Annotated in this window: 20 protein-coding genes; 3 read left to right on the top strand and 17 right to left on the bottom strand. The window is 38.7% G+C overall.

Annotation, left to right across the window (positions count from 1 at the left end; all coding sequences use genetic code 11):
- Positions 1-44 precede the first annotated feature (44 nt).
- From NYE61_RS19240 to fdrA, 8 genes are all read right to left on the bottom strand, one after another.
- Positions 45-1376 carry an allantoinase gene (locus NYE61_RS19240; RefSeq protein WP_095313193.1) on the bottom strand — a complete coding sequence of 444 codons (1332 nt, stop codon included), beginning with the start codon at positions 1374-1376 and terminating at the stop codon, positions 45-47.
- Positions 1377-1559: 183 nt separating this feature from the next.
- A complete protein-coding gene (gene ncs1, locus NYE61_RS19235) occupies positions 1560-3014 on the bottom strand; it encodes an NCS1 family nucleobase:cation symporter (protein WP_303447513.1) in 1455 nt (484 codons plus the stop codon).
- A gap of 461 nt (positions 3015-3475) precedes the next feature.
- Positions 3476-4522, bottom strand: a complete 1047-nt coding sequence (gene allD / locus NYE61_RS19230) for an ureidoglycolate dehydrogenase (protein WP_095313197.1) — start codon at positions 4520-4522, stop codon at positions 3476-3478.
- Between the two features lie 191 nt (positions 4523-4713).
- Positions 4714-5763, bottom strand: coding sequence for an ureidoglycolate dehydrogenase (gene allD / locus NYE61_RS19225; RefSeq protein ID WP_303447512.1), 1050 nt, complete (start codon positions 5761-5763; stop codon positions 4714-4716).
- A gap of 133 nt (positions 5764-5896) precedes the next feature.
- Positions 5897-6661 carry a (S)-ureidoglycine aminohydrolase gene (gene allE, locus NYE61_RS19220; protein WP_118889833.1) on the bottom strand — a complete coding sequence of 255 codons (765 nt, stop codon included), beginning with the start codon at positions 6659-6661 and terminating at the stop codon, positions 5897-5899.
- 398 nt (positions 6662-7059) lie between these two features.
- Positions 7060-7998 carry a carbamate kinase gene (arcC, locus tag NYE61_RS19215; protein WP_303447511.1) on the bottom strand — a complete coding sequence of 313 codons (939 nt, stop codon included), beginning with the start codon at positions 7996-7998 and terminating at the stop codon, positions 7060-7062.
- Positions 7999-8130: 132 nt separating this feature from the next.
- Positions 8131-9393 (bottom strand): DUF1116 domain-containing protein, encoded by a 1263-nt coding sequence (locus NYE61_RS19210; RefSeq protein WP_303447510.1) that lies wholly within the window; start codon positions 9391-9393, stop codon positions 8131-8133.
- A gap of 16 nt (positions 9394-9409) precedes the next feature.
- Positions 9410-11143, bottom strand: a complete 1734-nt coding sequence (gene fdrA, locus NYE61_RS19205) for an acyl-CoA synthetase FdrA (protein WP_303447509.1) — start codon at positions 11141-11143, stop codon at positions 9410-9412.
- Positions 11144-11859: 716 nt separating this feature from the next.
- On the opposite strand from fdrA, the gene NYE61_RS19200 reads away from it, so the two are divergent.
- Entirely contained in the window at positions 11860-12729 is an 870-nt protein-coding gene (locus NYE61_RS19200; RefSeq protein WP_095313208.1) for an alpha/beta hydrolase, read from the top strand.
- Positions 12730-12971: 242 nt separating this feature from the next.
- Here NYE61_RS19200 and NYE61_RS19195 read toward each other — a convergent pair whose 3' ends face one another.
- The 5 genes from NYE61_RS19195 to NYE61_RS19175 all read right to left on the bottom strand — a co-directional run bounded on the left by NYE61_RS19195 (position 12972) and on the right by NYE61_RS19175 (position 17211).
- On the bottom strand, positions 12972-13355 hold the full coding sequence (locus NYE61_RS19195) for a Rid family detoxifying hydrolase (protein WP_095313210.1): 384 nt from the start codon (positions 13353-13355) through the stop codon (positions 12972-12974).
- Between the two features lie 61 nt (positions 13356-13416).
- Positions 13417-14772 (bottom strand): tripartite tricarboxylate transporter permease, encoded by a 1356-nt coding sequence (locus tag NYE61_RS19190; RefSeq protein ID WP_095313212.1) that lies wholly within the window; start codon positions 14770-14772, stop codon positions 13417-13419.
- Positions 14769-15200 (bottom strand): hypothetical protein, encoded by a 432-nt coding sequence (locus NYE61_RS19185; protein ID WP_118889839.1) that lies wholly within the window; start codon positions 15198-15200, stop codon positions 14769-14771. Before NYE61_RS19185 ends, NYE61_RS19190 begins: the two co-directional genes overlap by 4 nt.
- A 301-nt stretch (positions 15201-15501) precedes the next feature.
- Positions 15502-15633, bottom strand: coding sequence for a hypothetical protein (locus tag NYE61_RS19180; RefSeq protein ID WP_262366397.1), 132 nt, complete (start codon positions 15631-15633; stop codon positions 15502-15504).
- Positions 15634-15738: 105 nt separating this feature from the next.
- A complete protein-coding gene (locus tag NYE61_RS19175; protein ID WP_303447507.1) occupies positions 15739-17211 on the bottom strand; it encodes a YdiU family protein in 1473 nt (490 codons plus the stop codon).
- 541 nt (positions 17212-17752) lie between these two features.
- Here NYE61_RS19175 and NYE61_RS19170 point away from each other — a divergent pair.
- Together NYE61_RS19170 and NYE61_RS19165 are read left to right on the top strand one after the other, a co-directional pair.
- The gene (locus tag NYE61_RS19170) at positions 17753-18316 is read left to right on the top strand and encodes a MerR family transcriptional regulator (RefSeq protein ID WP_118889841.1); all 564 of its coding nucleotides are present in this window, start codon (positions 17753-17755) and stop codon (positions 18314-18316) included.
- Between the two features lie 413 nt (positions 18317-18729).
- Positions 18730-19956 (top strand): alanine--glyoxylate aminotransferase family protein, encoded by a 1227-nt coding sequence (locus tag NYE61_RS19165; RefSeq protein WP_303447506.1) that lies wholly within the window; start codon positions 18730-18732, stop codon positions 19954-19956.
- 81 nt (positions 19957-20037) lie between these two features.
- Here the strand turns inward: NYE61_RS19165 and NYE61_RS19160 are convergent, their stop codons facing one another.
- The 4 genes from NYE61_RS19160 to NYE61_RS19145 all read right to left on the bottom strand — a co-directional run bounded on the left by NYE61_RS19160 (position 20038) and on the right by NYE61_RS19145 (position 26352).
- Positions 20038-21570 carry an AbgT family transporter gene (locus tag NYE61_RS19160; protein ID WP_303447505.1) on the bottom strand — a complete coding sequence of 511 codons (1533 nt, stop codon included), beginning with the start codon at positions 21568-21570 and terminating at the stop codon, positions 20038-20040.
- A gap of 294 nt (positions 21571-21864) precedes the next feature.
- Positions 21865-22671 carry a formate dehydrogenase accessory sulfurtransferase FdhD gene (fdhD, locus tag NYE61_RS19155; protein WP_303447504.1) on the bottom strand — a complete coding sequence of 269 codons (807 nt, stop codon included), beginning with the start codon at positions 22669-22671 and terminating at the stop codon, positions 21865-21867.
- A 10-nt stretch (positions 22672-22681) separates the two neighbouring features.
- Positions 22682-25033 carry an FdhF/YdeP family oxidoreductase gene (locus NYE61_RS19150; RefSeq protein WP_303447503.1) on the bottom strand — a complete coding sequence of 784 codons (2352 nt, stop codon included), beginning with the start codon at positions 25031-25033 and terminating at the stop codon, positions 22682-22684.
- Between the two features lie 41 nt (positions 25034-25074).
- Entirely contained in the window at positions 25075-26352 is a 1278-nt protein-coding gene (locus tag NYE61_RS19145) for an OFA family MFS transporter (RefSeq protein WP_303447502.1), read from the bottom strand.
- Between the last annotated feature and the right edge of the window lie 89 nt (positions 26353-26441).

The following is a 26441-nucleotide window of genomic DNA, read 5'->3' as shown; positions in this document are numbered from 1 at the left end:
ACTCAGAGGTGAAGGATTACAGCCAGTTAATGCTGGATAAAGATTTATTTCTCTACTATCTCTCCATTTGTAAATACAACTTCTCCATTTACGATTGTTGTTTTTACATTTCCTTTAAATGTTTTACCAACATATGGAGAATGCTTGTGACGATATTTTAAATCTTCTGCTTTCAGTACAAACTCTTCATTAAGATCAACAAGTGTTATATCCGCATCGAAACCAGCAGCAATTGTACCTTTTGTTTCTAATCCGAATAGTTCTGCTGGGTTTGTTGATGTTAATGCAACAATTTTTTCTAATGGAAGGTTACGTTTGAAATAACCTTCTGTTAGCATAATATTCAACGTAGATTGAGCTCCGGAGATTCCGCCCCATCCTTCAAAATAGTTATCCGTAATTGTTTTCATGGATGCTGGTGCTGGAGAATGGTCAGAAGCAATGACATTGATTTCTCCTGCTGCTACTGAAGCCCATAGATCTTCTACTTCATCCTCATCTCGAAGTGGTGGAGCACATTTTGCTATTGCTCCTTTTTCTTCTAAGTCTCTTACAGTTAAGGATAAATAATGTGGACATGTTTCAACTGTAATATCAACGCCTCTTTGTTTCGCATCATTGATTACTGCTACAACTTTACGGCTGCTTGCATGCACAATATGAAGCTTACATCCAGTTGCTTCTGCATAAGAAATAATTCTTCTAACCGCTTCGATTTCTGAAATAATTGGTCTTGATTCAACAAAGTCTCTGGCAGTTGTTTTTCCTTGCTCTTGTTTTTCTGCTGCTAATTGGTCACATATTACCGTGCTTTCCGCGTGAACAGCTAGCAGAGAACCTAGTGATGCAATTTCTTTCATCCCTTTAAAAATGGATTCATCATCTACATTATTAAAGTCAGCAATTCCACTTGGTGACATAAACGCCTTGAATCCAATAACACCGTTTTCATGAAGATCTTTTAAATCAGCGATGTTTTCAGGAACTAATCCACCCCAGTAGTATGGATTGACAATTGATTTCTCTTCAGCTCGTTCTTTTTTCAAATCTAGGTTTGCTTTGTTAATAGTAGGCGGTGTACTGTTTAATGGCATATCAAAGAATGATGTTGCGCCTCCAGCAGCTAGGCTTCGACTTCCTGTTTCTAGTCCTTCCCACTCTGTTCTTCCGGGTTCGTTAAAATGTACATGTGAGTCAATTAAGCCAGGTAAGATATGTAATCCTTCTGCATTGATTTCTTTCACAGCAGTTCCTTCGATAGCCTTATCATTGGAAACCTCAACTATTTTCCCTTCTTTAACTGCTATATCTCCTGAAACAATTGAATCTGCTGTTACAATCTTTCCATTTCTAATAATGAGATCAAATGTTGTCATCTGATAATTCCCCTTTCCTGTTTCACTTGCTTCATGAAGTTAAACCTTTATCTAATACCAATTCTATTGGTTAGATACAATTTGTTTTAGCAGTAAAGAAATAGTTGCCTACATCTTTACTGCTTTTATATGGTAGGCCTTCCTTTATTAAATGGACGTACCAAATTGAACAACTTATTACAGTTATGCGCCTTTTTTATTTAACTCTTGAAACTGCTCTTTTTTTTTAGAAAGCTCCAATAGTATATAAATTACAATAGCAGATACAATTCCCACAAACCACGAGATATCATAAAGGGCTTTAAAGAACGGTACAAACTGACCAATCAAACTCAGAACAGCACCGATAATCGTAGCTACAATCGCATTCACATTATACCCGTTTTTATAATTATACTTACCATTTTTAGAGTATAACTCGTTTATATCAATCTTCTTCTTTGAAACAATGAAGTAGTGTGCAAGCATTACCCCAGTAATTGGTGCTAATAAACCAGCAACAATGTTTAAAAATGTAAAAATACTTGTAGAATTTTCCATTAGCTTCCACGGCATAATAAGAATTCCGAGGATTGCAGCTAATGTTGCAGCTGATTTAAAGGTAAAGAGCTTCGGAAAAAGTGATGCAATTTGGTAGCCTGCAGGAACAATATTTCCGGTTACGTTAACAGACAAAGTTGTTAAACATAGTGTTAATACAGAAATAGCAATAGCAAATGTTCCATCAAAACGAGCAACCACATCAAGTACATTCCAAATTGGTGTTCCAAATGCAATTTCTGAACCAACAATAATCGAAATACTTGCAACTGCAAAAAGCAGGTAAGTTACAACTAATCCTAAAGTTTGACCGACTGCTTGATGTTTAGGCGTTTTGGCTAATCTTGTAAAGTCAGATACACTAACCATCGGTGCAGCCCAGGCTGCAATTATTGCAGTAACAGCAGCTAAAAAGACAATAATACTATTTCCTTCAAATCCAGCATTTGTATAGGAAAGAATTGGTCCGATTCCACCAGCCAAGTTAATTGCCCAAATCGCCATTCCACCAAATACAATATAAATTAATGGGGAAAGAATATTTGTAAACTTCCCTAAGATATCCATTCCACCATAAATTAATGCTACATTAAACAGCCAAAAAATAAGGAATGAAATAAGAGCTGGCAATGTCAGTCCGAAGAAACTCCAGTCTCCGCCTAGTGTTAAATAGCCTGGCCACAGCTTGCCTAATAGTATGGATAGTGCCTGGCTTCCTGCAAATGTTTGAAAACCAAACCACATAATTGCTGCGATAACCCCCCTGATTACACCGGGAAATAGGGCTCCTTTATTTCCATATGATGAACGAATCAGCATAGCAAATGGTAAACCATATTTTGAACCAGCATGGCCATTAAATACGAGCACAGCTGCTATAATAAGTGCTGCCACCATAATTGCCGAAAAAACCTGCCCAACAGATAATCCAATAGCAAAAAGACCACCTATTGCAATATAGTTTGGAATATTATGCACACTACCCATCCAAACAGTAAAGAAATTTCCTGTATTCCATGTTCTATCCTTATCTTGTGACGGTAGAACATCATCACTGAAACCAGCTGCTTTAAGCTGGTCTCGTTTCAAGCTTTCCAAAAAAAAATCTCCTTTCACGATCAACAACGAATCCACACTACTTGTCCAAGCATAGGTCTTATTGTAATCATTTTACTCGAAAATAATTACGCCCCTAGTAAAAGGAGAAATAGTGCAAATTAGTAGGATGTTTCACAAATAAAGCTGAAGGTATATGTTATGTAACCTCATGTTTTGTATCTTCACATATATTAATAAGATGGAAGACGTCCACCTGATTCGCTTGAATTAAGTATATAACAGATGAATATTCAGGTCTTTATATTGAGTAAACAAAATAGTTAACTATTGTTGTATAACTTGATTCCTGAATTGTTCAAAGTAAACAACGAGTTGTTATTAATTAACATAAATACGTCAGCATAGTTTTGAAAACGGTATAGATAAAACCCTTATAAATAAAGAAAAAGTCACGCATTCCCTATCATTCCGATAGATGCAGTGACTTTTAAATCTATCTTTTACTTTGCAAATGGATCCTTGTTTCCATAGGAATCATTATGAACAACGTCAGACTCAAGATATTCATAAATATCATCAACAATTTCAATGCCTTTTTCCATATATGCAGCTTCTCGCTGTGCACTTCGTTGACCAGGATAAGACACCTGTTCAAACCCTGGAGCTGGTTTAATATTGTTTAAATCAGTCATTGTTGTCGTAATATGTTGCTTAAATGTTTCTAGATTTGTAAAGTATTCTGGGTTAATTACGATGTGTAATTGCCCTAGATTTCTTCCCTCACTTAAATCATGGTACATGGATGATACTTTGTTTCCAAAAGGAAGACCTAATAATATTCCAGAAAGTACATCGACCATCATCATCAAACCATACCCTTTTGGTCCTGCAATAGGCAGCAATGCGTTGACACTAAATGGATCTGTTGTTGCTTCTCCGTTTTTATCTACTGCCCATGTATCTGGAATGCTTTCATTTTTAGAACGAGCATGCAATATCTTGCCCCATGCTTGTACTGTTGTTGCCATATCAAATGTGATGATGTCGTCTTCACCTGGTGCAGCAAAAGCAATTGGGTTTGTACCATAGTAAGGTTCTGCTCCCCCAAAAGGCACTACCATTGGATCTGATTGGCAGACAGAAATTCCGATAAGGTTTTCCTTAGCTGCTTGCTGTACAAAGTAAGATAATGCGCCACTATGGCTTATTTTTCTTACTCCTACAACAGCAACCCCATTTTCTTTTGCCATTGCAATCGCTTCATCCATTGCCAATTTTGCTGCAACATGCCCTGCCCCGTTGTCGCCATCAAACAAAGCTGTAGTTGGCCCTGTCTTTTCAAACTTGAAATCAGGGTTTGTATTAATTCCACCTTTGGCAATGCGCTCTGCGTAATATTCAACACGCATCGCACCATGTGAATGAACACCTCTTGCATCCGCGTGAACTAAAACGTCAGCAACACCGTCAGCATGTTCTGCTGTTAAACCAGCCTTGTTAAGCTTGTTTTTTATTAGATTCTTCAATTCATCTCTCGTTACTCGCAAAATATCACCCCTAATGATTTATTGTAAATATAACAACTTTTAAATGAACCACACATGTAAGGAAATAAAAACTATTCCACAGGTAATTTGTCTCATAAAATCGAGTAGGGTAAGTTTTCCCTACTGAAAACTCACCCAATCGTATGAAATAGTACAGCTATAAACTAGTATGAATCGAAACAGCAGCCTATTTATTCTGCAAATGGGTCTTGATTATCATATGCATTGTTGTGAATAACATCAGAAGCTAAATATTCATAGATATCATCGACAATTTCAATACCTTTTTCTTCGTATTCCTTTTGAATGAATTCAAGGTTTTGTCCTGGATAGAATACTTGGTCAAATCCTGGAGCAGGTTTAATCCCGTTCAAATCAGTCATTGTTTGTGCAATATTTTCTTTAAATGAATCTAAGCCAGTAAATACCGCTGGATTAATCACGATATGTAACTGCCCTAAATCTCTGCCTTCACTTAAATCATGGTACATAGAAGACACTTTATTACCGAATGGCAAACCTAACAACACGCCTGAAAGTACATCTACCATCATCATGAGGCCATAGCCTTTTGGTCCGGCAACCGGCAATAACGCTCGTACCTTGTGTGGGTCTGTTGTTGGCTCACCATTTTCATCAACTGCCCATGTATCAGGAATGCTTTCATTTTTAGAACGAGCATGCAGAATTTTACCCCATGCTTGTACAGTCGTTGCCATATCAAAGCTAATTAACTTACCATCTTTTCCTGGAACTGCGAATGCAATTGGGTTTGTACCATAATAAGCTTCAGCTCCACCAAATGGTACAACCATTGGATCTGATTGACATACAGAAAGAGCTATTAAGTCTTGTTTTGCAGCATACTCTGTGAAATAAGATAATGCTCCACTATGTCCCATTTTCTTAACACCTACGACAGCAACACCGCTCTCTTTCGCAATGCTGATTGCTTCATCCATTGCAAGCTTTGCTGCAACATGTCCAGCTCCATTATCGCCATGGAAAACAGCTGAACTCGGTCCGGTTTTTTCGACTTTAAAGTCTGGATTAGCAGTAATTCCGCCTTTAGCAATTCGCTCTGCATAATATTCTACACGCATTGCACCGTGAGAATGGATACCTTTTGCGTCTGCAAATACAAGTACATCTGCCACTTGTTCCGCATGTTCTTCTGATAATCCTGCTTTGTGAATTTTATTTTTAATTAAATCCGTTAATTCCTGTTTTGTTAGTCTCACTTTATACACCCCTTAGCTTTCCTATGGAATTTCCTTCACGAAAAATTGTTGCACATATACAGGCAAAGGTAAAAGGCAAAATGCCTTTTACCTTTTCAGTAATGCTTTTGAACTTATAAATCGTGTTCCGTTCTTACAGTTCTTCGTCACGATTACAATCTTTAGAATACAAGTAAACAAGCGGTTCTCTGCCTACTGCGTATGTTGCTTGCAAGCAGTATGGAGCCATGTAAATGTAATCTTCTTTTTTAACTGTTTGCCATTTATTATCCAAGTTGTATACACCTTCACCAGATAATAAATATGCACCATGCTGTTGTACATGTGTTTCAATAAATGGATGGCTACCAGCCGGATCAAATGTTAGAATATGGAAGTTCATATCAAATGCAATATCCGTTGGAAGTAAGTCTTTAAGACGCATATTGTGCATGCCATCATAATCGATCTCTTCTAAATCATTTGTGTTTCCAGAAACAACCCAAGGTTTCTTACCTTCTAAAGGTTTATGTTTTTGTTTGTAAAGAAATAGTTTAGAATCTCCGTCTTGTAAGTTCTCCAAGTACATGGTTACAGATGGAGGACAGTATAAGTAGCCACCTGATTCAAGAATAAATTCTTCATCATCGGCTTTAGCTTTTACTTTACCATCTAAAACACATACAAATGTTTCAATGTTATCTTGTCCACCGAAACCTGCTGTATTTTTACCACCTTCATGGAAAGTTAAAATATAATCAACAAAAGTTGCACCTAATTTAGGTGATCCTAAAATAGTCATGGTGCAATTTTCAAATCCAGGTACTACGTTGTTTACTCTTCCTTCTGGAGGAATTACCGCGTATTTCCCTGGTTCAATAACTGCTCTGCTTGATAAAAGATCTGTTGGATATCCCATTTAAAATCGCTCCTTTAATGAATTGATTCTTCAAGGTTGGTAAAAAGTCCGGTAAAAATGACACATCGGTACAAATGATCTTCGACTAACTTCCGACACGTCCTGTGTCGAACGTCGAAGTCACTACATCCTGTAGAAGCTCGTTGGCTTGCTTTTCCGTTCCTTAGAAAAGGGAACCACTTTTCCTGCGTGCAAGAACGTCTGCTCACGTATTAAACCCATACGTTCCGCTACTCAAAGCCACGCCTCCTCGAACTTCGACGCACAGGACGTGCTAGTGTCGGCGTTGCAACAGGACGTTGCGAATTTAGCCGACCTCGGTCCTTTTTATCCTCCTTTTTAACCTCTTTTTTGAATAGACATTTCATTAGAATTCATATGAAATGCTTATTCCCTACTTATTTAGAAATAATCGTTCCACTTTCACCACGGATTGCTTTATCAACTTGTTCTAATGAACAGATGATAGCTGTGCCAGTAGTTTTAGCAAATTGTAATGCAGATTCAACTTTAGGTCCCATGCTTCCTGCACTGAATTGACCTTCAGCAACATAGCCATCCATCTCTTCTACTTTGATTTGACCTAATGCTTTTTGTTCCGGTGTTCCATAATTAACGTAAACATTTTCAACATCTGTTAAAATCATGAAAACATCTGCTTCCATTTCTTGAGCAAGTTTAAAGCCACTGCGATCTTTATCGATTACTGCTTCAACACCCTCAACCGTTCCGTTTTCTGCTGTTACAACCGGAATTCCACCGCCGCCACAAGCTACAACTACATTACCCGCTTCTGCAAGTGTTTTAATTGTTTGTGCTTCATGGATTTTAAGTGGTTCTGGAGAAGGTACAACACGGCGATAGCCACGGCCTGAATCTTCTACCATTTTCCAGCCTTTTTCAGCTGCAAGCTGTTTTGATTCTTCTTCTGAATAGAAGGCACCAATTGGTTTAGAAGGATTTTGGAAATCCGCATCATCACGTGAAACTTCAACACGTGTTAACAAGTTAGTTACTGGTGCATCAATACCTAGTGCTTGGAATTCATTTACTAAACATTGAACCATCATATAACCGATAAAACCTTGGGATTGACCACTTAATGCGTCTAATGGAAGTTGAGGAACGACATCTGCAGCTACTTCATTTTGACGAAGGATATTTCCAACTTGTGGACCATTACCATGTGTAATAACTAGCTTATAGCCATCTTTAATTAATTTCGCTAAAAATTTAGCACTTGTACGAACATTGTTCATCTGGTTCTCAAACGTACCTTCTTGACCAGCTTGTAAAATTGCATTTCCACCTATTGCAGCAACTATTGTTTTACTCATCTATAAACCCTCCAACTAAAAATCATAACGGCATCGTTCATTAATGGCAGGATAGGATGGTATGCCTGCATACAGTACATACCATCCATCCACACATCTATCCTGTTGCCATTTTATATTATTTATAAGAAATTAAACTTCTACGCCGTATTTTTCAGCAAGTGCTTCTAAAGCTTTTTCGAAACATCCAAGTGGTACACGTACTGTACCAGCACCAATTTGTCCGTTTCCTGCTACTTTATGAGCAATACCAGTGTTGATTACTGGAGTAATTCCAGTTTCAACTACTTTACGGATATCGATACCTAAACAAGCACCTTGGAAATCCCAAGTAGGGATTTGCAAGTTATTGTTGTTAGCGATACAGATTTCACGCATTTCATCACTTGTGTTAACAGCATCGTTGAATCCGCCAGTACCTACGAAGCGAACAACACCTGGTGCAGCAACCATTGCCATACCACCAACACCGTAAGCTTCAGTGATTGCACTATCTCCCATATCCGGAGTTGCATCTTCAGAGCTGTAGCCACTGAAATACAAACCATCTGGAGTATTAACTGGTGCAGTAAACCATTGATCACCTAGTCCACTAACTTTGATTCCGAACTGGTCACCATTACGAGCAAGTGCAGTAACGATACTTCCTTCTGTTTCTGTAGCAGCAGTATCCATTACAGATTTAGCAGTTGCCATCATAATGTTCAAGAAGAACTGGTCATTATCTGCTAGGAATTTTGTAACTTCCTGTAATTCTTTTTCTGAGATACCAGAAGTGATTAAGTATGGAACGATTTGTCTTAAGAATAATGCAGATGCCGCAATATTTCTTTGGTGGAATTCGTCACCCATTGTAATAGCTTTTGCAACAAGTACGTTAACGTTCATTCCGCCATCGATTTGTTTTAATGATTTAGAAAGAGCAGGTCCTAATACATCTTTCATCCAGTTTAAGCGATTGATTACTTCTTCGTTGTACGCACCGAAACGCAGTACCGCACCAATACCTTCGTTTAGGTTACAGTAAGCACGTTTTTCACTTGCTTTGTTTTCTACAACAACAACTGGCATATTTGCAGAAGTGATTCCGCCCATTGGTCCTACAGCACTTACAGAGTGAGCAGAAATAAATGTAACTTCTCCGTTTTCAAGTATTTTTTGAGCTTCTTCTTCTGTTGCAGCCCATCCTTCAAATAATGCTGCACCGATACAAGAACCTTGCATTGGATGAGGCATTTTTTCCCAAACTGTTGGAGGTCCTGAGTGTAAAAGAGCCTTTCCGTTTAATTCAGAGATAACACTTTTTGCCGGAACGACATCAAGTAAGAATGGTTCTGATGCTGTAATATGTTGAATAACCGCCTGATTTGCTTCATCAATTGTTTTATATTGCATGATAATCCTCCTAATCTTATAACTTGCTTAGTTTGTCTAAAATTGCAGCTAAACGCTTATCTCCACCTGCGATAGGTGCCCATTGGTATTGAACCACTTGACCGCCATTTTCTTGAACGGTATCAGCGAATCCAGTCAGACCAACGTTGATTACTCTTGGTTTATCTGAAATCAGCTCAGAAGCTTTTGTAAGATCTGCAACTGCTGTTTTTTCTGCTTTTGTTTCTGCTGCCTCTTCTCCTTCAAGAGAATCAATAATTGCAGCAGCAAGTTTTGTTGCTTGTGCATTGCTTTCTGTAACGATAACACCAGCAGCTTCTAATTTATCTACTTGATCCTGGTATACTTGAGGATCTTGTGCAGTACCTGTTACAGATGCAATTGCGATAACTGCTCTACCTTGTTCAGCAGCTTCTTTCTTACCTTTTTCGACAACTGGTGCGAATACGCCAGCCATATCATCATGCGCTCCATATCCAATAACGTTATCTAATAAAAGTACTGCAGTTTTAGGGTTTGCAATAGCTTCTTTAACCTTTTCCACACGGAAAGTAGGGTCGATCATTGGATGCGCGCGACCTTGCGTATAAGCGTCATCACCTAAGTCAATCACTTCATGCTCGCCATGTTGTAGCATCATTCCTTCAGGATGTGCCGCATCTGGATCAAGATTGAATGCATCTTCAAGGATCATTGCTGCTTCAAGTGCTAATGTACCACCACAATAGTATCCTTTAATGAAGCGTTGATCTTTGTTTTCTTTGATTTTCTTCAAGTCTTCGTTATCTGCTAGGATACTATCTGCAGAAGTGTTGCTTGTTTGAGCTAATTCTAAAGCTTTTAGCGCTGTATCTTCTAAAGTCCATGCATAATGTACATTATCATGTTGCTCTTTTGGCTTATCACCCATAAAGATAGAAACAACAGGCTTGCTTAAAGTCTTGAATACTTCAACAACCTTTTCACGCACTTCTGGTGCAGGTGGCTTCGAAATATAAACAATTACATCTGTTTCAGGATCTGCATCCAACACACGTAATCCTTGAATTGTTGTTAATGCGCCGATCTCTAATGCTAAGTCACGTCCACCAGTACCGATAGCATGTGACACACCGCCGCCGTTTCTTCCAATGATTGTTGTAACTTCTTGAATACCAGTACCTGAAGCACCTACAACACCAATATTTCCTTTTTCAATTACGTTTGCAAAAGCAATCGGCACACCGTTGAGGATACCTGTACCACAGTCAGGACCCATTACCATTAATCCTTTTTCCGCAGCTCTTTGTTTTAGTTGTAATTCATCTTCGATACTAACGTTATCACTAAACAGGAAAACGTTCAGATCACGGTCAAGGGCTTTATTCGCTTCAGCTGCAGCGTGTTCACCTGCAATTGAAATAAGAGCTAAATCAGCATTCGGCAGTTTGTTTCCAGCCATTTCCCATGTACGAACTGTAGAATATGCAGTTGCTTCAGATGCTGCAGATTGGTTATTTAAGAAATCCTCTAACTCCTCAATAACACGATCAACATTTTCTGTTTCAGCAACAACACAAAGATCGTTCGGGCTTGCAGCTTCTAGCTCGTCAGTGTATAAACCTGACCCCTTCATAATATCTTTGTTTGATGGTGTACCCATCATAACTGAAATTCGCTCAACACCATCCATAGCGGATAAGTGATTCGTTAATAACATCAGGCTAACGGAGTCCTGATATAAGTTCTTCTTAATCACAGTATGAAGCATGTTTCTCACTCCCAGACCAATATTTATTGTTACATCTTCGAAGCCGTTTCACTTCTCTATCCTTAGGCAAATGAAAAGTCTTCTTTATATTAATTCCATACAGAGCGTGTAAAGGGCTTGTGCGCGCTTTCACGAGTCGGCGCATTCTTAACACCTTCAAGTGATATCAGGTACCTTTCCAACATCATATTGGTTCTAATCAAAAATTCAAATGGTTTATATTTAGACATAAACACCTTTGTCTTTTAAAACATTTTATAAACCCATTTCAGTTGAAATGATTCTCTGTATGTCTTGCATTAAATCGTAAGTGGATTATTATATTGGCAAACTTTTAAATCCCATGTTCCTTTATTAAAAAACTGAAAACTTATTCTTGTTCACACCAAATCACCAATTACGCAATATTAATATCTTTTCCTAACAGCGCAATTAGTAAATACCTCATGGTACCTATCAGATATACCACTTACCAACAATTATTATAGCCGAGTACCCTTGAAATGTAATTAGTTACTTTTGATAAAATATAGTTCGGCTTTTGTATATAGTTAACAAGAGTAAAGATCCATAATAGTATACTCCTATTGTGTACAAAAACACTAATAGGATACATTGCTTCTCACTAGACGAACAGTAAAATTATCGTTAAACTAATGAAGGCTTTTGCTAAATCGCAGGAGCTGCAACTTATAAAAAAGTGAGTGATTCATAAGATGGGTTCAACATTTGTATACAAAAATGTCGGAAATTGTGCAATCAAAGGAGACTTTTACTCAACGGAAGCATCAAACGCACCTTTGCTTGTTTATATCCATGGTGGTGGGCTAATTTGGGGAAGCCGTGATGAACTTTCCGAAGAACAAATTAATCTTTATAACAATGCTGGCTTCAACATTTGTTCCATTGACTACCGCCTAGCTCCGGAATCAAAGTTACCAGATATCATTAGCGATATTCAAGATGCGCTCAGGTGGTTAAAAGACGAAGGGGTAAACACGTTTAACTTTGACCCAGATAAAATTGGTGTAATCGGCAGCTCTGGTGGAGGATATCTTGCCTTACTTACAGGTATATTTGAAGTAAAACCAAAAGCAATTGTATCCTTCTACGGTTACGGAAATATTACGGGTGACTGGTACACAAAACCAAGTCCCTATTTTACAAAAATGGCAAAAGTGCCAGAGGCATTACCAAAAATGCTCATTCAGCCAAGCATATTGTCAGAGGCTCCAATTGAAAAACGTTATGGCATATACTTATACTGTAGACAGCAAGGTGTATGGAATGATTACGTTATCGGCAGAAATCAAACCAAAGCTGAGCTGACAAAGTATTGCCCAATTGATAATATTCATTCCGATTATCCGGCAACATTGTTATTACATGGTGATAAAGACGACGATGTTCCCCACGAGGAATCCGTTAATATGAGCAGAGCTCTAGAAGATGCTGGTATTACAAATAAACTCATTACCATTCCTAATGGAAAGCATCAGTTTGACAAAGAAATGAATGATCCAAATGTAAAAGATGCATTTCACCAAGTCATTCAATTTTTGAAAGAAAACTTGGATGTTAATTAGCATGACCATATGTTAGAGGCATATAGCTGTGAGAACTTCAGCTTTTTATTTGTAAACATCAGTCAATTAACTGTGAAATTCAGCTTTTAGCATTAGAAATATTGATGCGTGCTTATAAATGAGAACAATCTTAGAAAACAAAGACATTCGCCAAGCTTATAGGCGAATGTCTTTGTTGCATTTAAGCAAGTTGGAAGGTTTTATACCTTCTTATTTGCCAAATTCATTGTTGGATTTTTTCATTACTTAGATCGCTTTGCTACCATTTCAATTTCCACTTCAGCTCCGAGTGGAAGTGCCAAGACCGCAACACAGGTCCTAGCCGGATATGGTGCTGCAAATTGTTTTTCGTACACAGCATTCATTTCCGCGAAGTTATTCATATCTGTCAAATAGACATTTACTTTCACGACATCATCTGAAGTAAGACTTGCTTCCTTCATTACTTCAAATAAATTTTCAAAGCACTGCTGCGTTTGCGCAGCGATATCACCAGTCATATCCTTAGCTGTAGGTGAATTTTTTGCAGTCTGACCGGAGAAATAGATAAATTCCCCTGCATCAACCGCATGTGAATAAGGCCCTGAAGGCTCCGTGCCTTTTGCGTCATATACTTTTCTCGTCATATTGATTCTCCTTTTTCAAAATCTACTATCCAATATAGCATCTTTTTGAAAAAATACTATTCTATAATCCAAGCACCGTGGAAATAATCCAGGCTGATCCGTAGAAAATCATGAACTGAACACCAACTCCGACCCCAAGAAAACGATTCAGCATTCCGCCAACCATTGCCATCGCAAACGTAACAACAATTCCGACCAATCCACCTTCATAGAATGCCAGTAAACACACGATTCCAATAAACATCCCAATGATTGCTTCCTGATTAATTCGCTTTAAAACAAAAACAGTAGCTTTACGGGCAAAATTCATTGAAAACGGATAAGCAATCACTGATGCAATCACTAAGCCAATCAATCCATAAATAAAAAAGTCTATTGGATCCATCATCGAATGTAAATTATTTACTGGATCCGCAGTGAAAATTGGCGGTGCATTAAATAAGGCTTGTGCAGGACCGATAGCGACAGGACTTAGCGGGATTCCAAATGCAACTAATGGAATGATTGTCTCTGCAACGTATGTAGATTCTGTTACCCCATTCATCGTAGACAAGCTGGTTGTCGTTTTCTTATATTGTCCTTTGACACGAGAACCGACGATTTCCCCCATTAATGCTGTCATTCCAACAGGACTGAGCGCAAAGGTTAACGATGACAGAAAAGAAGTGCCACCAACAGCAGCAGTTTGTTTTTTCGTCAACACCTTAAATGGATTTGGAAAGTACCCAGACCATGATTTCTGTTCAGGGGCAAGCTTGTATTCATTTGGTTTCGTCCGCTGAATCATCGGGCGAGCACTATTTGATGTTGCAATAAGAATATCCGTCAACATCGGTCCAATTGCGATACCGAGAAAGAAGCTAATGGATAGACTACTCCCCAAAATCGATGTACTAACTAAATTTAACCCTTGAATAACTAAAGCTAAAGGCAAGATAAGTAAAATACTCACCCATCGTCCTTTGGAAAAATAACCTATTAATACAGCAGCACCTGTAAAAATAATCCCTGCATTTTCTTGGAAGAATGTTCCAAACTGACTTAAAAACATCGCAAATAAAAGTGAAACAGGAAGTGCAATAAAAGCACCAATAATTCCACCTGAAATCATTTTTCTGAGCGCGATGTGCGGCAGTCCAATTCTCCGCATAAAGTTAGCATGCTCCAGCATCGGAGCTGCAAGTGTGTCTCCTGGAACTCCCATTAAAGCAGTTGGGATAGCGTGTGTTAAATGCTTGGCCAAAATAGCTGACATAAAAAATGCGAAAACCGCTTCAGGTGGTGCACCTAGCAAGACAACAATTAATGTAGTTGGAACTAGAATTGCCGTTTCATCTGAACCCGAAATCAAACCAAGCAATGTAAATACTACCCCGGCCAAGATTGCTAAGAGAATAGCGATTACCAATACACTCATTTTCGCTTATCCTCCCCATCTTGTATAAACATATCGTAGATTCCCTGTTCCTTCATTTCTTTTGTCGTAACAAGATCATTCAATATAGATTCTCGTTCTTCTTCTATATCAAATTGTAGTTTTTTATAAACCTCCGCCAATTCGTCATTCGTGCTTGGCATCTCATTCAATGTCCGTTTTGGCTTAAATAATAACGTATTCGTCACTAAAGCTACCAAACTTCCTGCAATTCCAAGCAGCAATGAATAAGATTGCACCATTTCTTCTGGAGCAATCTTCGGAAAGATACTTTTCCCAATAAAAAAGCCTGCTAAGCTTAGCGTAATACTTATTGCAATAGTACTTATTAAATGTTTCCCATAAACAGTATCCCCAATTATTTCAACATAGCTGTCTGTTCTTTCATCCTTTTCATTACCCGCAGACATGTAACACTTACCTCCTCATGATTTCACTGAAACTAAAAATTACCTTCTTTCTTTACGAAACCAAGGCTTACAAATTTCAGTAATCATTATACTACAATAAACACAAGGAGGCTTCTTTTATTTCCTCCATTCAACAAAGTTTCCTTAAGATAAACTTTGTTGAATGTTTATTCGTATCATAAACCACATGACATCTATTCTGTGAAATACAGCCACATATATTCTTTTAATGTAAAAACAATAAAAAACCATCCCATGTATGTAACGTACAAATGAGATGGTTTTAACAATAAACCCTATCCTATTGTTTTTTTATCGGCGTACAAACTGCGTATAGGCTTTCTGTTGAGTCAGATAAATTTACTTCAATGACTTTATATCCGCTATCAACTGAGTCCACATTTTTCAACTGCATGATTAAGCTTTTATCCATTGTTCCTCTTCCTTTCCTATTAATTTATCACACCGAAATCAATATATGCAGGGAGTTCGAAAGTGTGCATGCTTCATTAAAAATATTTGGCCCATTTACTTAAATTCAGGTACCACAGTAGGTTCGGTAAGGTGTTTCAGTTTTCACAGGCGGTCTTGTAAACTCAGATTGCTCGTCCGTATGTGCGTAAGGATCAGCTAGAACATGTAGTAACTTCTCCAACACATGATAATTTCCCTCTTCGACTGCGGCAGAAAGCGCTGCTTCCACTTGATGATTCCGTGGGATTACTGCAGGATTACTATCCCGCATTAATTGATGTGATGAAGCTTTTGAATCTTCCTGCCTATCTAATCTTTCCAGCCATGACTGATACCATTCCGTAAATCCCGGAGTATCAGCTAGTTCAAAATTCTTCTGCCAATTAAAAGTTAGTGCCAAAAATGTATTCGTATAATCCGCTCGGTGCTTCTGCATCATACGAAGAAGGTCTTCAACAAGAGCTACATCCTCTTGCTCTTCATTAAATATACCCAATTTTGCTCGCATTCCCTTCATCCAGTGAAAACGAAACAAATTCGAGAAACCAGATACAGCTTCCTGTGCAAGCTCCAATGCTTGTTCGTCATCTTCATGCAGTAATGGCAGCAAACTTTCCGCAAATCGCGCGAGATTCCAGCCAGCTATTTGCGGCTGATTGCCATAAGCGTAACGCCCGTTAATATCAATAGAGCTAAAAACCGTTTTCTGATGGTACGTATCCATAAATGCACAAGGACCGTAATCAATCGTTTCACCGCTGATCGTCATATTGTCGGTGTTCATTACACCATGAATAAAACCTGCCAGTTGCCATTTGGCTACAAGAATAGCTTGACGCCTTATTACTTCCTGAAGCAGGTATAGATAACGATTCTCTCCAAAATCACCACCTGAGAAATGTCGCTCTAATGCATAATCAGCTAAAGCGCGCAGTTCCTCCGTTGATCCCCAATTTGCAGCATACTCAAAAGTCCCGACACGAAGGTGACTGTCGGCAACACGGGTTAAAATCGCACCAGGCAGTTCAGTTTCACGCATTATAAATTCCCCAGTGGTTACAACTGCCAAGCTACGAGATGTAGGGATGCCAAGTGCATGCATCGCCTCACTAATGATATATTCTCTTAACATCGGTCCAAGTGCAGCACGGCCATCACCGCCTCTAGAATACGGAGTCCTTCCCGCCCCCTTCAGCTGAATATCAAAACGTTCTTTATCAGGAGTTACCTGCTCTCCTAATAATATTGCTCTCCCATCTCCAAGCATGGTAAAATGCCCAAACTGATGTCCCGCATAGCTTTGCGCAAGCGGATTAGCTCCTTTTGGAATTCGATTACCAGCCAACAGTTCAACACCAGTTTCACTGATTAACTCCTCGATGTTTAGTCCAAGTGAAGTGCCTAACTTCTTATTAAAAATTACTAATCCTGGTAGCTGGACAGGAGTTGGATTTAGATTTGTATAAAATAAATTTGGTAAACGAGAATAGCTATTCTCTAAATTCCAGCCAGCATCATTTCCATTCTCTTTTCGCATGATAGCACCCTTCCCTTCGTAAGTTTTAAATTTGTTTATAGCGTTTTCGTTTTGCCATTTGATTATCCATTCAATTAGCAACCTAAATTTCTAACTCAACTCGAATTTCCTACAATTTATAATTCCAGGCCATACGAAATCTATCAAAATCAGCGTGCATTCGCTAAAACTTGTACATGTTTGCACTTATAATCCGACAGCTATCTAAACAGCAATGCGCTAGAATAGGATATAGCAATCTACAATTCAATTATTTTACACAACGTGATAATATTTTTTAAAAAAAAATTGTCTCCCATTCATATTTCCCTGCAACATATACTAATAAAACAGTTTCAGCGATATTAGATTCTTGTAAAACAATGTATCCTTGGGGATTCTATATTTAAACTGGATTACATCTATTCTAAATGAAGTTATTGTTTAGCAGCAATTAATTGACAGTAGTTTCGTTTTCTCAATTCGTAAGTATAACCAAACTAGATAAGCTGTTATTTAACGACTTCAATTATTGACCAAAATACAAAAGGGAGAGTGCAATATGGCTACTGAAAACTTCCAACACAGCTACAGTTTAACTGAGATTGCAAAACAACTCGGCCGTCCACGGACAACCGTACAAGAATGGCGAAATCAATTTAAACCATACCTTCCGACTGTTCAGGGTACTCAAGGAAGAACTACAAGATATGAAGCTAGCGCATTAGCACTTTTTCAATTAATCGCCCATCTGAAAGAAGCAAACGAACCAATTAGCATTATCGAACAAGCATTAATAGAAAACAGTGCAACCACTTCGGACAATACAACTGCAAACATTCCATCTTTTCAGCCACAAGTTTACGAAGGGTTAAAACAATTAGCTGTTGCACTGGATGAACAGCGACAGCTTAACAAAGCAATCATGAAAGAACTGCAGGAGTTACGACAGCAGCAGACCACATACTATCACGAACTAATGGAGCTGCTAGATCGACAAAACAATGTAGAGGAAAATATTCGAACCCGAGACTTTCGCTTGTTAGAAACGATGCGTGATATGCAAGATAAGAAGAAGAAAGAGAAACAGCGTGGAGGTTTTTTTTCCATTGTATTTAATAGGTGAATTAACCACTAATTGGACTAGCCAGCTCTAATCAATCTGTTGCATTCATCTTCTCTTACATCCTTTGAACCTATCTTCCGCTAACTTTTACATAAACCATCCAAGGAAGCACCACATGGATGGTTTTTTTATTCTTCTCTTTTACAGGCATCAAAATATATCTTTCCCTTAATCAAATAATAGAAGTTGTTCGTTTTGCACAAAATTAAACATAATAAATAGTGCAGAATGCTTAATGATATATCATCAAATTTTTAGTACAATATTAGAATCGTTAATTAATTTAAACAATAGCTTAACATTTCATATTTTACATCCTCCATTCCACATTAGTTAGTCTAGTTAATATATCCAGTAAATTTATAAAAACTGAATCTTTTATAAATTAATCGATAAAAAGGAGAAATTCAACTATGTACACAGAACTAAACACACCAGCTAGAACGATTATGACTCCAGGACCGGTAGAAGCTGAGCCACGTGTGCTTCGGGCAATGGCTACTCCTATACTAGGTCAGTTTGATCCAGCTTTTACTGAAATCATGGATCGTGTAATGAACATGCTTCGAGAACTTTTTCAGACAAAAAATAAATGGGCTTTCCCGATTGATGGAACGTCAAGATCAGGTGCTGAAGCGCTGCTTTGCAGTATTATTGAACCAGGAGATAAAGTTTTCATACCGATATATGGAAGATTTGGTTATTTATTAAATGAGATTTGCGAACGATACGGTGCAGAGGTTCACACGATGGAATGTGAATGGGGAGAAGTTTTTGACCCAGAAGCAGTAATCAAAGAAATGAAAAAAGTAAACCCGAAAATTACAGCAATCGTGCATGGTGAAACATCAACAGGTCAAATGCAACCTTTAGAAGAAATTGGGAAAGCTTGCAGAGAACAAGATATACTGTTTGTTGTTGATGCTGTTGCATCCATCGGGGGTACTCCTGTAAAAGTAGATGAATGGTTTATTGATGGTATCGTTGGCGGTACACAAAAATGCTTATCTGTTCCGTCTGGGATGGCACCAATTACGTATAATGATAGAATTGAAAAAGTAATTCAAGCCAGAAAGAAAGTTGAAAAAGGGATTGAAACAGAAGATGACAGACAAAATCTTGGAAGCAATCCTTTTATAAAAAGCAATTACTTTGACGTCAGTATGCTTCAAGATTACTGGGGTCCGAGACGCTTAAATCACCATACAGAAGCAACTTCTATGATTTATGCTCTTCATGAAGGACTTCGGATTGTACTTGAAGAAGGATTAGAAGAACGTTTTGCTCGTCACAAGCATCACGAACAGGCTCTAATAGCTGGTATTGAAGCAATGGGATTAGATATATATGGGAATATTGACTCCAAACTCCCCGTAGTTACCTGTGTCACAATACCAGAAGGAATTGATGGTGAATCCGTACGGAAAATGCTGCTTGATGAATTTACAATTGAAATTGCAAGTTCATTTGGTCCTCTACAAGGAAAAATCTGGCGAATTGGCACAATGGGTTATAGCTGCCGGAAAGAAAATGTTCTGTTTGCATTAGCAGGATTAGAAGCAGTATTGATCCGTCACAATGCTCCTATTCAAGCTGGCAAAGCGTTGCAGGCAGCATTGGATGTTTACAATAACAACTAAAAATAAGCGGAAGATGAAATAGTATTATTTTCTGCATAAAACAAAAGCATCGCTACAAAGGGCGATGCTTTTCAATATTCATTAATAGTGAAGCGGTCCACCAGGTCCAAGCGGAATTCCGAACAGGAACCATATAATTAGCATGATTGTCCAGCCAATTAAGAAGAACATAGAGTATGGTACCATAACCGATACTAATGTCCCAATCCCCATTTTCTTATCATACTTCTGGGCAAATGCAATAATTATTGCAAAGTACGTCATTAACGGTGAAATAATGTTTGTTGACGAATCTGCAATCCGGTATGCCATTTGTGTCAGTTCCGGGGAATAGCCCATCTGCATCATAATTGGCACAAAGATTGGAGCCATCATTGCCCATTTTGCAGTGGCACTTCCAATAAATATGTTTATGACCGCTGTGATGAGAATAAATGTAACAATTAATGGTATTCCAGTTAGGTTAACACTATCCAAAAATTCTGCGCCGTATACTCCGAGAACTAGTCCCATATTCGACTCGTTAAAGAATGCAACAAATTGACCTGCAGTAAAGGCCAGTACAATAAACATTCCCATGGAAGCCATCGTATCGGACATTTGCGCTGCAACATCTTTATCGTTTCGAATTGATTTCGTAACAATACCATAAACAAGTCCAGGAACAAAAAATAGAATCGCGATAATTGGAACTAATGAACTCATAAATGGTGATTGGATAATTTGTGCCATCAAATCTCCTTCTGTGCCACGCAATGGCGCATTTGGCGGCAACACAAGCAGTAATGCCAGTACTAAAGCGACAAACACCGCAACACCAGACCAGATAAGTCCTTTCTTCTCAATCGATTGAAGCCCGTCCAGTTTTTCCTTCTGATCCCCATTATATGCTCCAAGTCGAGGTTCAACAATTCGCTCGGTTACCCAAGCTCCGATAAACGTCAACACAAATACAGATGCTGCGATGAAAAACCAATTCATTGCAATATTCATGGTTTCTGCATACGCCGGGTCAATTATTGCTGCTCCAGCAATCGTCAACTCTCCAAGCAGTACGTCCGTACCTGATAATAATAGATTCGCACTAAATCCACCTGAAACACCAGCAAATGCTGCTGCAAGTCCAGCTAGCGGATGTCTGCCAAGTGCCGCAAAAATCATTGCACCAAGTGGTGGCAGTACAACATAGCCAGCATCAGAGGCTACACTTGACATGATACCGGCAAAAACTAACCCCAGTGTAATAAACCGCTTTGGTACGGATAATACAAATCCACGTAATAATGCACTTATCAAGCCTGTCCGTTCGGCAACACCGATACCAAGCATCGTTACGAGAACAACACCTAGTGGAGCGAAACCAATAAAGTTATCTGTCAAACTTGAAAATATATACTGGATGCCTTCCGCACTTAGTAAATTCTTGATTTCAACAGTTGATCCTTCTTCTCCAGGATGTTCTACACTTATTCCCAACGGTTGGAAGGCAGCTGATAACAGTAATACAATCAGAGCTAAAATAGCAAATAATGTTACTGGATGCGGAAGTTTATTTCCAGATGCTTCAACAAAATCCAAGAAACGCTGAAAAAATCCCTTCTTTCCTTTTGCCATAAAGTAATCCTCCTATTAAATTTAAATGAATAATTTTCTGAAAAATATAACCAAATTTAGTCACGACATCCATTATACATACTTATAGACTTAATTTAAACCGCTCTAAAAATAGTAATAATAATAGATCATTTCCCAATTTATATGTTATTTAAAATCTTAGATCAACTATAATATCAATTACAATTAGCCCCATGTGTTCTTTGAACACATGGGGCTAATTGTAATAATAGCAGTATTTTATTATTATACATGCAAAATAGGTTATATGGAGTGCTGATTCACAATCTCTTTTCATGGTGCCTTCATTGCTGTATTGATTATCCGTTCTGGATGTGTATATACATTCATTTTATTTCCTCTGGCAAAGCCAATCGTCGTAATGCCTAGATCAGCTGCTAGCTGCAATCCCAAATCTGTCGGTGCAGATTTAGAAAGGAGAATGCCAACACCTATTTTAGATATTTTCAGCAATACTTCCGATGAAATCCGACCACTAAAAACGATAAGTTTATCTGCCACTCTTATTTTTTTATGAATAATATGCCCATATATTTTATCCAATGCATTATGGCGTCCGATATCGGTCCTTATCGTAAGTATTCCTTCGCAAGTAGCAAGTGCTGCATTATGGACACCGCCTGTACGAATAAATTGCTCCGAATTCGTTTGCAGTTCTTTCATTAACTGAAAGCATTGATCGACTGTTATTGATAGCTTGCTCGTTATCGTTTTGGCCGTTTTTACATCACTTTTAAAATAAAACTGTCGGCTTTTCCCGCAGCAAGAACCGATAAAGCGTTTCGAGTGGTCAATTTGAGAAGGATCGATCTGTTTATACAGATCCACATAAGCAAAGCCGAGTTTCTCGTCTATTGAGATTCGCCTTATTTCATCCTTAAACCGAATTACCCCTTCTGAGGCAAGAAAGCCGATGACTAGATCACTTTGATTGGACGGTGAACATACAATCGTTGCAAATTCACTTCCATTAATCCTAATCGTGAGCGGTGCTTCGATTGCAACCTCTTCATGTAAAATGGACTGGGAATACCCATTAAATCGGATTATTTCCCAGCCATCCTCTTTCACATCAGTCATCTTAGCCCCCCTAGCTAATATCTACTTCAAGCTCTTCTACTCTTTTTTCCACATATTTTGTATCTTTTTGAGCAAAATATGTTTCCGCCTTTTCAACGATTGCGGCTGCATTATATTCTGGAATTCCCGCAAATTCTTCATAAACACCCTTTGGAATAAGCATGTTTCCTTCTGGCCAATGTGCTTCAATATTTCCTCGTTTGACCGCTACAAATTTTGCACGGCCATGGAATGTTCCATGCTGATTGTATACAACAATTGCATCGCCTTCTTTTATGCCGAGTTCCGCTCCATCTGCTTCATTCATTAAGACATCATATCGATCTGCATCATTAAACGGATCTTTTTCTCCATAGATCATCGAATTAAACTGTTTCCCACGACGAGTCGTGACATAAAAATGGCCTTCAGGCTTGCGAAGCTCTGGTAATTCTACTGTTATCAAATTTCCATTTCCATCTGGCGTCGGACATAACCCATCTTCACAAAGCCATGCCCCGCCCCATTGAAATACATCACCACGATTTTCTAAATGCTGAATCCCGTCATAGTTTGGTGCTGCCTTGGCAATTTCTGCACGTATTTCATCCGCTGTATTAAAATCAATTAAATGCTGCTGATCTGGTTTTACCCGTCTAGCAAGGTCAACATATATTTCCCATTCCATCCGCGCTTCCTCAATACGTGGTCCCTTAATTTCCGGTGAAAAATATACCATTCGTTCTGTAGAGGTAGAAGTACCACCACCAGGCTGCTCATACCTTGTCATCGCAGGCAAAACAATCACCGCTTCTCTCGCATCAGAAAATGTTGACGTATTAAAAATAATATCCTGGTGCACACGAATATCTATATTTTCCAAGCATTGCTTGACAAAATCAGGATCTGGCATTGTTTCTAAGAAATTACCACCAGATAAATAGTAAAGATCTAATTTGCGTTCATGTTCCTCAGGTAAGAGCGCATTTTCTAACGATACCCCAACGATATCCCCTTGCCACGCTGGAATATCAAAGCCCCAAACCTTTTCTACTCGTTCTCTATTTCCTTCATCCATTCCGCCACCAGGGAGAACGAACGGATCTGCCCCCATTTCTCCAGAACCTTGTACACCAGAATGACCACGGATTGGCATTAACCCGCAATGTTCTCTTCCTAAAAAGCCTCGTAGTAATGCAAGATTGGCAACTTGGGAAATGTTATCTGTGCCAAATCGATGCTGTGTTAAACCCATTGACCATACAAAGACAGCAGATTTCGATTTCGCTAGTAGTTCAGCTAATTCAATCATCTGATGCTTCTGGATACCTGATGATGTAACAAGCTGATCCCAATCATAAGCAGTCACCTTTTCTCGTAATTCTTCAAGCCCATTTACATGCTGTGAAACGAAATCATGATCGATTGCTGATCCATGCGCCATCTCTTCCATTTCAAACCAATGCTTCATGATGCCATGCATAAAGGCAATGTCACCACCAATATTCACTTGGTACACATCATCCGCTATTTTTGTCCCAAATAATGCGGACTCTGCAATCGATGGCACCCAATAATTATCCATCGCTGGCTCATGGTATGGATTAATAATAATGATTTTCGTGCCTTTGCGTTTTGCTGCATACATATACTTCGTTGAAACTGGTTGATTGTTTGCGGCAACAGATCCCCAGAAAATCAGGACATCCGTTCCAATCCAATCTTTGTAATTACAAGTAGATGCGCCAACCCCAATCGAACGATTTAGCGCCGTTTTCGAAGGAGAATGACAGATTCTCGATGCATTGTCGATATTATTTGTACCTAAGAAACGTGCAACCTTGCCAACCGTATAGTAAACTTCATTCGTAATCCCTCGTGAAGTTGTATAAAATGCATAACGTTTCGGGTCAAGCTCTTTCATTTTGGCCGCGATTTTACCCAGCGCATCATTCCAAGAAATACGACTAAACTTTCTCTCTCCTGCCTTACGAATAAGTGGATAAGGAATTCGACCGAGCTTCCGCAACTCCGTACTGCTCATTTTTCGTAAATCTTCTATATCCATATTTAATACACGCTCTTCAATCGCAGACATCGTATTTAAACGAAGGACATTTAATCGTGTTGTACATACATGCGGACCTGTTAATGTTTGATCATAAAGTCCAGAGACACCCAATGCGCAACCGTCACATACACCTTGTGTAAGAATTCTCGTAGCGTATGGTAGATTATCTTTATTCTCCCAAACAACCTTCATCGTATCACGGATATGATGTGGCTTAATTTTTCCTAAACCGAACGGAACCTTACTTGCCCATAGTGCTGGATCAGGCTTTTTCGGTAGCTTGATAGGCCCTGTGTGCTTTGTTTCTCCCAACATTTATCCCTCCAGTTTCCTTTTATTAATGTACATTCAGCTTACTTTGTTACAGCTACACCAAGCTTTTGATTTGTAGCTTGTTGTGCATTTCGTAAACGATTAATATCTGCCCGGATCCAGATAGAAATAGCAAATGCGATGATAAATAAGATACCAAAAATCATCATCGTTAAATTATAACTATTCGTAGAGTCGTAGATTAAGGATAGTAGAATTGGACCAACTACCCCAGCAACCGCCCATGCAGTTAAAATATATCCATGAATCGCTCCAAGCTGTTTGGTTCCAAAGAGATCACCAATATAAGCTGGTATTGATGCAAACCCTCCACCATAACAAGTTAATATCGTAAAAATAAGGATTTGAAAAACAATTCCATTCGACGCGAAGGGCAGCATGAAAAACGCGATAATTTGGAGGACAAAAAAAGCCGTATATACATTCGGCCTTCCAATATAATCGGATAATGATGCCCAGCCCAGTCTTCCACCACCATTAAATAACCCCATTATTCCAACCATTGCAGCTGCAGCTATCGGTGTCATCCCAGCTATATCCTGTGCCATCGGCGAAGCTACAGCAATCACCGCAATTCCACAAGTAACATTTAAGAAAAGCATGCACCAAAGCATCCAGAAACGACGTGTTTTAATTGCCTCATTTGCTGTCAGCTGTGATAGATCCGCTTTAATTTTACGCGCACCATTTTGCCCACTTTCTTTAAATCCCTTTGGTGCCCACCCCTCTGGTGGTGGAGATAAATATTGTGCTGCAAGTATCATCACAATAAAATAAACTGCACCAAGCACATAGAAAGTATTGGAAATACCGACCATATCAATCAGAGCTGCAGCTGCTGGTCCACTTAAAAGTGCTGCAAAACCAAATCCCATAATTGCTAATCCAGTAGCGAGGCCTCGGCGATCAGGAAACCATTTTACTAATGTTGATACAGGAGCAATATAACCAATCCCTAAACCGATTCCACCAATTACACCATAAAATACATACAATAAAAATAAGGACTCAAAAGCTGTTGCTAATCCAGATCCAGCTACACCAACACTAAAAAATATCGCAGCAAGCATGGCAGACTTCTTTGGTCCTTGCTTTTCCACAAACCTTCCCATAAAGGCAGCAGAAAAACCAAGCATAAAAATAGCAATACTAAAAGCAAGCGATATTTCCGTTGTTTCCCATCCATATTGAGCCACCATAGGGTTAGTAAAAACACTCCAAGCATAGGCAGAGCCAATTGAGATGTGAACCCCTACTGCAGATGCAGCAATTAACCAGCGATTTTTAACTTTTCCCATACACATCCTCCTAAATATGATTATGATATAAGGTTGCCAATACTATAAAACAACTGCATGGAAAGGCTTACATAATATACCTTATTAGC

Origin of the sequence: Oceanobacillus sp. FSL W7-1304 (assembly GCF_037969805.1) — a bacterium.
Taxonomy (GTDB): Bacteria; Bacillota; Bacilli; order Bacillales; family Amphibacillaceae; genus Oceanobacillus; species Oceanobacillus profundus.
The sequence above is the reverse complement of the archived record's forward strand: the minus strand, read 5'-3'. Positions and strand labels throughout refer to the sequence as shown.